The organism is Thomasclavelia sp. (genome assembly GCF_017889095.1).
Taxonomy (GTDB): Bacteria; Bacillota_I; Bacilli_A; order Erysipelotrichales; family Coprobacillaceae; genus Thomasclavelia.
Genome location: NZ_JAGHEW010000385.1, coordinates 1 through 9,550 on the forward strand (window position 1 = coordinate 1; position 9,550 = coordinate 9,550).

The 9,550-nt window shown below is 28.9% G+C and carries 8 protein-coding genes; all 8 read left to right on the top strand.

The features are described from left to right. Nucleotides 1-121 (top strand): thioredoxin domain-containing protein (locus J7M77_RS16370; RefSeq protein ID WP_296880509.1); only part of this gene is annotated, 121 nt, incomplete at its 5' end. Between the two features lie 215 nt (nucleotides 122-336). Next, nucleotides 337-1,392: a Fic family protein gene (locus tag J7M77_RS16375; RefSeq protein WP_296880495.1), complete on the top strand. Its 1,056-nt coding sequence runs from the start codon at nucleotides 337-339 to the stop codon at nucleotides 1,390-1,392. Then, nucleotides 1,392-2,894, top strand: coding sequence for a class I SAM-dependent DNA methyltransferase (locus J7M77_RS16380; RefSeq protein ID WP_296880497.1), 1,503 nt, complete (start codon nucleotides 1,392-1,394; stop codon nucleotides 2,892-2,894). Before J7M77_RS16375 ends, J7M77_RS16380 begins: the two co-directional genes overlap by 1 nt. A 42-nt stretch (nucleotides 2,895-2,936) precedes the next feature. Further along, nucleotides 2,937-4,055, top strand: coding sequence for a restriction endonuclease subunit S (locus J7M77_RS16385; protein WP_296880499.1), 1,119 nt, complete (start codon nucleotides 2,937-2,939; stop codon nucleotides 4,053-4,055). A 43-nt stretch (nucleotides 4,056-4,098) separates the two neighbouring features. Next, nucleotides 4,099-5,094 (top strand): site-specific tyrosine recombinase/integron integrase, encoded by a 996-nt coding sequence (gene xerA / locus J7M77_RS16390; protein ID WP_296880501.1) that lies wholly within the window; start codon nucleotides 4,099-4,101, stop codon nucleotides 5,092-5,094. 10 nt (nucleotides 5,095-5,104) lie between these two features. Further along, nucleotides 5,105-5,422, top strand: a complete 318-nt coding sequence (locus tag J7M77_RS16395) for a multidrug transporter (protein WP_296880503.1) — start codon at nucleotides 5,105-5,107, stop codon at nucleotides 5,420-5,422. A 33-nt stretch (nucleotides 5,423-5,455) separates the two neighbouring features. Continuing rightward, a complete protein-coding gene (locus J7M77_RS16400) occupies nucleotides 5,456-6,481 on the top strand; it encodes a restriction endonuclease subunit S (RefSeq protein ID WP_296880505.1) in 1,026 nt (341 codons plus the stop codon). A 26-nt stretch (nucleotides 6,482-6,507) separates the two neighbouring features. After that, nucleotides 6,508-9,550: DEAD/DEAH box helicase family protein (locus J7M77_RS16405; protein ID WP_296880507.1), on the top strand; the 3,043-nt coding region annotated here is incomplete at its 3' end.

Below are 9,550 nucleotides of genomic sequence, written 5' to 3' on the forward strand. Positions count from 1 at the left end.
AAGATATGGAGTTCAGGCAATTCCTAATTTAATTATTTTTAAAGATGGAAAAGCAGTTGACCAAATTACTGGATTTGTACCAGAAGCAGAAATCGTAAGTCATTTACAAAAAGTATTATAAGTTAAAAAGCAACAGAGAGGGTATCGCTTTTCTGTTGTTTTTTATTTTGTCAAAAAAACTAAATTTTTTTGATGTTTGTAATTTATAATATGCACAAAATATTATTTTAATTTGATCATTTATCGTTTCAATTTTATCATTTTTTCAAAAATGATAAAAATGAATTGTTTTATGATAAAATTAAATGTATAATTAAGCTAAGAAAGGGTGATAAAATGAGAACGTATAATTATATAGATAAATGGGAAAAACTATTAACACCAAACATCGTTTCATTACTTACAGCTATACATGAGTTTAAAGGTGAACAAAATTTATTTATTGAAGCTAATGCAGATAAACTAAATGATCTTATGGAAATTGCAAAGATTCAAAGTACAGATGCATCAAATAAAATTGAAGGAATTTATACTTCTGATGAACGATTGAAACAAATTGTTTTAGATAAAACAATGCCAAAAACAAGAAATGAAAAAGAAATTGCAGGATATCGAGATGTTTTAAATACAATTCATGAAAATTTTGATTATATACCAATTCGAGCAAATTATATATTACAACTTCATGGTGATTTATATAAATTTACGGGATCTTCTGTGGGTGGGAAATTTAAATCAGCAGATAATATAATTGCTGAAGTTGATAAAGCTGGCAATGAAACAGTAAGGTTTAATCCAGTTGAATCATGGATGACTCCATTAGCTATAGATGATCTTTGTCAAGCATATAATGAAGCAATTGATAACAATATTGAATCGTTATTAATTATGCCGATGTTTATTCTTGATTTTTTATGTATACATCCTTTTAATGATGGTAACGGAAGAATGAGCAGATTATTAACATTGTTATTATTGTATAAAGCTAATTATATAGTTGGGAAATATATCAGTATTGAAAAACTGATTGAAAATACAAAAGAAACATACTACGAAGCTTTGCAACAAAGTTCTGTTAATTGGCATGAAAATGATAATGATTATTGTCCATTTGTGGAATATTATTTAGGAATTGTTATTGGGGCATATCGTGACTTTTCTAAACGGGTTCAAGTATTAATTGCATCAGGGTTAACAAAACCTGAAAGAGTAAGAGAAGTAATTAGAACACATATTGGAAAAATTACCAAAAATGAAATTACGAAATTATGTCCTGATATAAGTGAAGTCACAATCCAACGAACATTAGCTAAGTTAGTGGAAAATCATGAAATTATTAAAATAGGTGGCGGAAGATATACTTATTATATTTGGAATAGAGAGGATAAATAATGATTACTGGAGAAATTAAAAATAAAATAGATTCTTTATGGGATATTTTTGCAGCAGGTGGATTAACAAATCCTTTAGAAGTTATTGAACAAATCACTTATTTGATGTTTATTAGAGATTTAGATATAAGTGATAATAAAAAAGCCAAAGAATGCGCAATGTTGGGATTACCATTTCAAAGTATTTTTGCGGATGATGTTAAAATTGGAGAACGCTCAATCGACGGAAAACAGTTAAAATGGTCTATTTTTAGAGACTATCCAGCAAATAAGCAATATGAAATAATTCAAGAATGGGTTTTCCCGTTTATAAAAAATTTACATAGTGATAAAGATAGTGCTTATTCAAAATATATGGATGATGCTATTTTTAAAATACCGACACCATTAGTTTTATCAAAGGTCATAGATTCTTTAGATGAAATCTATGACCTAATGAATAAAACGCAAGAAAGTGATATTCGTGGCGATGTTTATGAATATTTGTTGTCAAAAATTGCAACAGCAGGTAGAAATGGTCAATTTAGAACACCGAGACACATTATTAGGATGATGGTTGAGTTATTGCAACCAACACCTGAAGATATTATTTGTGATCCTGCTTGTGGAACAAGTGGTTTCTTGGTAGTTGCTAGCGATTATTTGAGAGAAAAATATCGTAATGATATTTTAATGAATAAAAAAAATCGTGATCACTTTATGAATCATATGTTTCATGGCTTTGATATGGATAGAACAATGCTACGTATTGGAGCAATGAACATGATGACTCATGGTGTTGAATCACCCTTTATTGAATATAGAGATAGTTTATCAGATCAAAATGGTGATAAAGATAAATATACAATTATTTTAGCCAATCCACCATTTAAGGGTACATTAGATGCTGATTCTGTATCTTCTGACTTGTTGAAGATTGCAAAAACAAAGAAAACAGAATTATTGTTTTTAGCATTATTCATTCGAATGTTAAAAGTAGGTGGAAGATGTGCTTGTATTGTTCCTGATGGTGTTCTTTTTGGATCAAGTAAAGCTCATAAGGCAATTCGAAAAACTATTATAGAAGATAATAAATTAGAAGCAGTAATATCAATGCCTTCAGGTGTATTTAAACCTTATGCGGGAGTATCAACTGGTATTTTAATATTTACTAAAACAAATCATGGTGGAACTGATAAAGTTTGGTTTTATGATATGAAAGCTGATGGTTTATCTCTTGATGATAAACGAACACCAGTAAAAGAAAATGATATTCCTGATATCATTGATAGATTTAATCATCTAGATAAAGAAATTGATAGAAAGAAAACAGAACAAAGCTTCTTTGTAACATTAGAAGAAATAAAAGATAATGATTATGATTTATCAATAAATAAATATAAAGAGATAGTGTATGAAAAAATAGAATATCGTCCAACTAAAGAAATTCTTGGTGATATAACTGCATTAAATATAGAAATTGATAAATGTTTAAAAGAATTACAGTCTTTATTAGAAGACTAGGAAGGAGTTAAATCCGAACTAAATCCGGATTTGTAGAGATGGATGGAATATAGAACTGTGGAAGATTGGTGTGAGATTTTAGATTCTCGACGAATACCTATTACTGCAAAAGACAGAATTAAAGGACCTTATCCATATTATGGTGCAAATGGCATACAAGATTATGTTAATAATTATATATTTGATGATGAATTAGTGTTATTAGCTGAAGATGGCGGTAATTTTGGATCAAAAGATAGGCCGATTGCATATCGTGCTTCAGGAAAATGTTGGGTTAATAATCACGCTCATGTATTAAAGCCTAAACGTGGATTAAATGTGGATTATCTATGCTATTCTTTGATGTTTTATGATACTAATGGTTTGGTTAATGGGGCTACTAGGCAAAAGCTAACACAATCAACATTGAGAAAAATGAAGATCCCATATATTGATATTGACACACAAATAGAAATCGTAAAGAAGATTAAGCTTGCTCAAAAAGTTTTAGATTCAAAAAATAAAGAAATTTTACTATTAGATGAACTGATCAAAGCCCGATTTGTCGAGATGTTCGGGGAGCCGATTTTAAATGATAAAGGTTGGGATAAAAATAATCTCTCTAATTTGATTGAAAAAGCAAATAATGGTTTGGCAAGACGAGGAAAAGATAAAAATGGTGAAATTGTGCTACGTCTTGTTGAATTGCAAAGTGGATTTATTGATTATTCTAATCCGAATAGAATAATATTAAATGAAAAAGAAAAAAATAAATATTTACTTAAAGAAAATGACTTTCTTTTTGCAAGAGTAAATGGTAATCCGGAAAATGTTGGACGCTGTGCAGTATTTCGTGAAATAAATGAACCGGTTTATCATAACGATCATATAATTCGAATTCATTTTAAAAATGGAATTTTTGATGGAACATATTTATGTCATTTATTAAATAGTTCATTTGGAAAGAGACAAATAGAAAAACAAATTAAAACTTCTGCTGGACAATATACGATTAGTCAAGAAGGAATTGGTGCAATTGTTGCTATCATACCACCAATAGAACTGCAGAACCGGTTTGCCGGCTTTGTCCATCAGGTCGACAAATCAAGGTTAGAGATACAAAAATCATTAGAAAAAACACAAGAGTTATTTGATAGTTTAATGCAAAAATATTTTGGATAAATTTTAGTGGGTGTAGGTGATGTTGGTAACGGAGGTTACTAACATGAAAGAAATTATTATTAAAGAAATTGAACAAAAATTATTACGTCATTTAGATAATGCACAGATGGAATTATTACATAAAATATTAAAATATTGTTTTGAAAATATAGAAATTGTGATTAAAGATGATAAAATTAATGATATATTTGAATATTCTAATGAAGAAATGATTAAAAAGTTTGTTGCAGCAAAAGAAATAGAAGGGTGTTCAGAAAGAACTATAAAATACTATCATTCAACATTAGTAATGTTGAATGATAGAACTGATGTTCATGTAACACACATGACAACAGATGATTTACGACAATATTTGACAGATTATCAAAAGATTAATAATTGTTCTAAGGTAAGTATTGATAATATTAGACGAAATTTAAGTAGCTTCTTTTCTTGGTTAGAAGAAGAAAATTATATTCTTAAAAGTCCAATGAAAAGAATTCATAAAATAAAAACAGATAAAGTAATTAAAGAAACATTAACTGATGAAAATCTTGAATATCTACGTGATAATTGTGATAATTTGCGTGATTTAGCGATTATAGATCTTTTGGCATCTACAGGTATGAGAGTAGGTGAATTGGTAAGATTAAATATTAATGATATTGATTTTGAAAATAGGGAATGTGTTGTATTTGGAAAAGGTAATAAAGAAAGACCGGTATATTTTGATGCAAGAACAAAGATACATTTAAAAAATTATTTAAACAGTCGAGATGATAATAATCCAGCTTTATTTGTATCGTTAGATAAACCTCATGATAGATTAAAAATAAGTGGGGTTGAAATTAGATTACGGAATTTAGGTAGAAAATTAGGAATAAAAAAAGTACATCCACATAAATTTAGGAGAACTGTTGCAACAAGGGCAATTGACAAAGGAATGCCTATTGAACAAGTTCAAAGTCTATTAGGACATTCTCAAATTGATACAACAATGCATTATGCAATAGTAAATCAAAATAATGTTAAAGAATCACATAGGAAATATATAGCTTAGGAGAAAGGATATGTATGAAGTTAAAGAAAAAGATTGGAAACTTTTTAGAAAGAAAATAGTTGTTTGGCAAAATAATTATATGGATAAATTAAACAAAGAATATATTAAAATTCTGCAAAGAGATAAAAGCCCTGCAACAAATTTTTGGGATTTGGAAAAAAGAATGTTTAAGGACAAAAAGAGTGTTGGTGTAGTAGTGGATATGAGAAGATCGAGGATGATAGAAAATATTATCTCATTAATACACGATAATGCCATAACTATTGATGATTTAGAAGAATTTAGTGATGAATTGAAAGAATGTGTTGATATAATTTTACAAAGATAGAGATTCTAATCTAAATCCGGATTTGTGGGATGAATGTTAGATTTTAATGATTTATTTGAAGATAAAACAAAGTATGGGACGAAACTTAAAACCGATCAATATCAAGAAAATGGTAAAAATATAATTGTGGATCAAGGACAGAATGATATAGCTGGGTATACAAATATGGAGAAAGGTTTATTTACTGATGTTCCCGCAATTATTTTTGGCGATCATACACGGGTAGTCAAGTATATTGATCAGCCGTTCTTTTTGGGAGCAGATGGAACTAAAATACTTAAAAGCAAATACCAAGATGCTAACTATAAATATTTATATTATGCATTAAAATATATAAAAATTCCAAATACTGGTTATAATCGTCATTATAAGTGGTTAAAAGAATTAAAATTCAAATATCCAGCAAAAGAAGAACAAAAACAAATAGTATTTATTTTAGATAAAATAGGATATTTAATTCAAAAAAATAATAGCCAGTTAGAATTGTTAGACGAACTGATCAAAGCCCGATTTGTCGAGATGTTCGGGGAGCCGATTTTAAATGATAAAGGTTGGGAAACAAAAAGATTATTAGAACTTGGCAAATTTAAAAATGGAATGAATTTTAGGATTGGAGAATCCGGTGTAAATATGCATTGTCTTGGTGTTGGTGATTTTAAAGATCGCTTAGAAATTAGCGATATGTCTATGTTGCCTAAGATTTCACTTAACAAAATACCACCAGAAGAAGTAATGCTCAAGAATGGTGATATTGTCTTTGTGAGATCGAATGGCAATAAAATGCTTGTTGGCAGATGTCTGGTCATCTATCCTGGAGATATTCCAACCACATATAGTGGTTTTTGCATTCGTTTTCGTAAAGAAGGCAGATGTGTTGATACAACATATTTAATTCATTTATTGAAAGCAAACTCCATCAGAAGTAAGATAACTGGGCGAGGTGCTAACATTCAAAATCTAAACCAACAGATTCTTGGAGCAGTAAAAATTCCAATACCTCCGATTGAGTTACAACTGGAGTTTAAAAAGTTTATAAAACAGGTCGACAAATCAAGGTAGAGATATACAAGAAGGAGGGGTGAGAAATGACAAATTTTGATTATTTAAAAAGTGAAAAAGAATTTAGTAGTTTTGTTGATATAGCTATTACTGCTGAAAAAATCTTTAATATTGATGTTGGAGCATGTGTTTTGAATTGTCGTAGAGCAGTAGAGATGGCTGTTAAATGGATGTATTCAGTTGATAAGGAATTGGAAGTTCCATATCAAGAAACGTTATATAGTTTAATGCATACTGATGAGTTTAAAGATATTGTTGATAGTGATCTTTGGAAAAGATTGGATTTTATTCGTAAATATGGAAATAATGTTGCTCATACTAATAAGAAAATTACAAAGGATGTTGCTAAAGTTTGTTTGAAAAATCTATTTTATTTTACGGATTTTATTGCATGTTGTTATGGTAAAAATTATGAGGAAAGGTCATATGATGAATCATTATTACAAAGTAATACCAATGTAATTGAAGTTCCTAAATTAGGATATGAAATAGATTTAAAAACATTACTAGAAGAAAATAAAGCATTAAAGGCTAAATTGAGTGAACGAAGGATTGTTCAACAAGAAGATTATATTCCTAAACCTTTGGAATTATCAGAATATAAAACAAGAAAATTATATATTGATTCAATGTTGATCGATGCTGGCTGGGAAGAAGGTAAAGATTGGGACAATGAAGTAGAAGTTAAAGGAATGCCGAATAAAAGCAAAAAAGGATTTATTGACTACGTTTTATATGATGATAGACATGTTCCTTTGGCTATCATTGAAGCGAAAAAAACATGTACCGATCCTTCAAATGGCAAACAGCAGGCCAAATTATATGCAGATATACTTGAAAAACAATATAATAGAAGACCTATTATCTTTTTGACTAATGGCTTTGAAACAAAAATAATTGATGGACAATATCATGAAAGAAAAATAGCAGCTATTTATTCTAAACGAGATTTAGAAAAATTATTTAATTTAAAACGAATGAAATCTCATTTAGATTATGTTTATATCAAAAAAAATATTGTAGATAGATACTATCAAGAAGCTGCTGTCAAGGCAGTATGTGAAGCCTTTGATAAACGAAATAGAAGAAAAGCACTTTTAGTAATGGCTACGGGATCTGGCAAAACAAGGACAGTTATTGCACTAGTTGACGTTTTATTACAAAATGGCTGGATTAAAAATATATTATTTTTAGCTGATCGTAATTCTTTGGTAACACAAGCGAAACGTAGTTTTACCAATTTATTACCTGAATTATCTAATACAAATCTTGTTGAAGAAAAAGACAATTATAATGCCCATGCGGTATTTTCTACTTATCAAACCATGATGGGATGTATTGATTCGGTTAAAAATGAAGGTAAAAAACTATTTACATGTGGTCATTTTGATTTAATCATTTGTGATGAGGCCCATAGATCAATCTATAATAAGTACAAAGATATATTTAATTATTTTGATGGTCTTTTGGTGGGCTTAACAGCAACACCAAAAGCTGAGGTTGGTACAAATACTTATGAAATATTTGGACTAGAAGATGGTGTTCCTACATACGGATATGAGTTAGATCAGGCGGTGAAGGATGATTTTTTGGTTGATTTTTTGTCAGTTGAAACTTCCTTGAAGTTTATTGAAGAGGGTATTAGCTGGGAAGAATTATCTAAAACAGAAAAGGAAGAGTACGAAAATACATTTATTAGTGAAAATGGTATTATACCATCTAAAATTGATTCGTCAGCATTAAATACGTGGGTGTTTAATGAGGATACAATAAAAAAAGTTCTACAAATATTATTCAAAAATGGTTTAAAAATTGAATATGGACAAAAATTAGGGAAAACGATTATTTTTGCTAAAAACCATGATCATGCCAAAAAAATATATGAAGTATTTAATAAGGAATTTCCTCATTTACCTGGGTATGCAATGATAATTGATAATCATATTAACTATGTTCAAAGTGCGATTGATGAATTTTCTGATTCCAATAAATTACCCCAAATTGCGATATCTGTAGATATGTTAGATACAGGAATAGATGTGCCTGAAATTTTAAATCTTGTTTTTTTTAAAAAAGTTTTGAGTAAAGCAAAGTTTTGGCAAATGATAGGTAGAGGAACAAGAAAATGCGCAGGTCTTATAGATGGCGAAGATAAAAATAAATTTTATATATTTGATTTTTGTGGCAATTTTGAATTTTTTAGGATGGATAAAGGAAAGCCTACTGCTAATGCTCTGGCTTTACAGGCTGCTATATTCAAATTGAAATTTCAAATAGCTTATAAGTTACAAGACATTGCTTATCAGATAGAAGAATTAATTGAATGGCGGAAAACGTTGGTTGATGATATGGTAAAAAAAGTAAGAGAATTGAATCGTGAAAGTTTTACTGTTAGACAACATTTGAAATATGTGGATTTATATTCAAATCCTGATAATTATCAATTAATTCCTTATGAAGATATTGAGTTTATTAGCGAAGAATTATTGCCACTTATTTTACCTGATGAGGATGAAATTAACGCTCTTCGTTTTGATGCGTTAATGTATGGAATTGAACTAGCATATTTAGACGGAAAAAAATATACTAAAGCAAGAACAGATTTGATCAAGAAAATTCAAGGAGTTGCTAGTGTAGCGAATATTCCAGAAATAAGAGTTCAAGCAAAATTCATCAATCAAATACTAAATACATCATATTTAGATGATGCAGGTATCAAGGAATTTGAAGAAATTAGAAAAAATATTAGAGATTTAATTAAATATATTCCTGGTAAATTTAGAAAAAAATATAATACCAATTTTGAAGATGATATTTTATCAATGGAATGGCATGAACCTGATTTAGGGTCTGATGAACTGAAAAATTATAAAATTAGATTAGAATTTTATATTAGACAACATGAACAAGATAATCCTGTTATTTTAAAACTAAAAACCAATGTTCCTTTGACAAAAATTGATGTACAAAATTTAGAACATGTTGTTTGGGATGAATTAGGTACAAAAGAGGATTATTATAATGAATATGGTGAAAAACCATTAGGCGAATTTGTTAGAGAAATCGTTG